The following is a 1,571-nucleotide window of genomic DNA, read 5'->3' on the forward strand; positions in this document are numbered from 1 at the left end:
CGACGCTCGCGCGCTGCGGACGGCGCGCCGGCGTGCTGCACGCGCGCGGGCGTTCCGGCGAACCGAACCGCCTGGCGCGCAGCTACACGGCCGGCGACACCGACGATCTCGCCTGCGTGCTCGCGCGCCTGCAGCAGCGCGACGGTCGCGCACCGGACGTGGTCGGCTATTCGCTCGGGGCCAACCGCCTGCTCAAGCACCTCGGCGAGGCCGCAGGCCGGGCCGGCATCCGGCGTGCGGTCGCCGTGTCGCCGCCGTTCGATCTCGGCCGCGCCGCCGACCGGCTCGACCGCGGACTGTCGCGGCTGTACCAGTGGCATCTGCTGCGCAGCCTGCGCGCCGGCTATCGCGTGAAGCTCGCGCAGCACCCGCAGGCGCTGCCGCTCGGGGCGGATGATCTCGATGCGCTGAAGACCTTCCGCAGCTTCGACGATCGCGTCACCGCGCCGCTGCACGGCTATGCCGGGGTCGAGGACTACTACGGCCGCTGCAGCTGCCGGCCTTTCCTGAAAGACATCGCGGTGCCGACGCTGATCGTGCACGCCCTCGACGATCCCTTCCTGTACGCCGATGCAATCCCGACGCCCGCGGAACTGGCACCGGCCGTGCGCCTGGAACTGGCCGCACACGGCGGTCACGTCGGCTTCCTGCAGGGTCTGTCATGGCCTGCGCAGGACTGGCTCGCGCGGCGCATCGCGGCCTTTCTCGACGCAAGCGACTGACGCGAAACGCGCCTGCGGCGAACCTCCGGCGAAACCGGCGGGTCACAAAGTCCGTCCGTGACCGCTGCCGACCGCGCAGGAGACAACCAAAATGCCCCGCCGCCCGCTGCCGCTGCTGTTCGCCGCCCTGACCCTGACGCTTGCCGCCTGCAACTCCGGCAACCGCGACCAGAACGACAATCCGCCGCCCGTCCCCGATTACCAGCAGACCCACCCGACCGCCGATGCCCGACGCCTGCAGCATCGCGGCGAGGCTTCGTTCTACGCCAACCACTTCGAGGGCAAGAAGATGGCCGATGGCACGCGCTACGACGGCGACAGCAACGTCGCCGCCAGCAAGCGCCTGCCGCTCGGCACCAAAGCCAGGGTGAAGAACCTCGAAACCGGCAAGACTGCCGTCGTCGAAATCCGCGACCGCGGCCCGTACGTCAAAGGCCGCGTCATCGACCTGACCCCGGCCACGGCGCGCAGCATCGGCATTGACCGCGAGGACGGTGTGGCGCCGGTGGAGGTGACGCCGATTTCGGTGCCGAAGAGTCAGGGACGCGGTTGACAGCCCTCAGTCACCGCCGGGCGCCTCGGGGTCGGGCGCCTGCAGGTGGGGTAGGTCTTCGGCGAGCCAGTGCGTGGGCATCAGGCTGAGATCATCGGGATCGACGTAGCTCAGGCGGGCGATGCCGGCGGCGTTGCCGCGGTAGCGATCCCGGGCGTCGAGTGACAGCCAGCCGGGCTCGTCAAAACCATTGCCCTCAAACCCGTACAGGCGCAGCCGACAGGTGCCGGTTTCGACATCCCACAGCCGCGCGCTGCCATCGTCCCCGCCAGTCAGCACCTGCCCGCCCGACGGCG

At 70.7% G+C, this 1,571-nt stretch carries 3 protein-coding genes; 2 read left to right on the plus strand and 1 reads right to left on the minus strand.

What is annotated here, in order from left to right; all coding sequences use genetic code 11:
* Both PKE44_RS19275 and PKE44_RS19280 read left to right on the plus strand, forming a co-directional pair.
* On the plus strand, positions 1 to 722 hold a 722-nt coding region (locus tag PKE44_RS19275), incomplete at its 5' end, for an alpha/beta fold hydrolase (protein WP_324554451.1).
* 91 nt (positions 723 to 813) lie between these two features.
* Positions 814 to 1,275 (plus strand): septal ring lytic transglycosylase RlpA family protein, encoded by a 462-nt coding sequence (locus tag PKE44_RS19280; protein WP_324554453.1) that lies wholly within the window; start codon positions 814 to 816, stop codon positions 1,273 to 1,275.
* Positions 1,276 to 1,281: 6 nt separating this feature from the next.
* Here the strand turns inward: PKE44_RS19280 and PKE44_RS19285 are convergent.
* Positions 1,282 to 1,571, minus strand: a 290-nt coding sequence (locus PKE44_RS19285; protein ID WP_324554456.1) for a hypothetical protein, incomplete at its 5' end; no start/stop codon positions are given.

This window comes from Plasticicumulans sp., assembly GCF_035331805.1.
Taxonomy (GTDB): domain Bacteria; phylum Pseudomonadota; class Gammaproteobacteria; order Competibacterales; family Competibacteraceae; genus Plasticicumulans.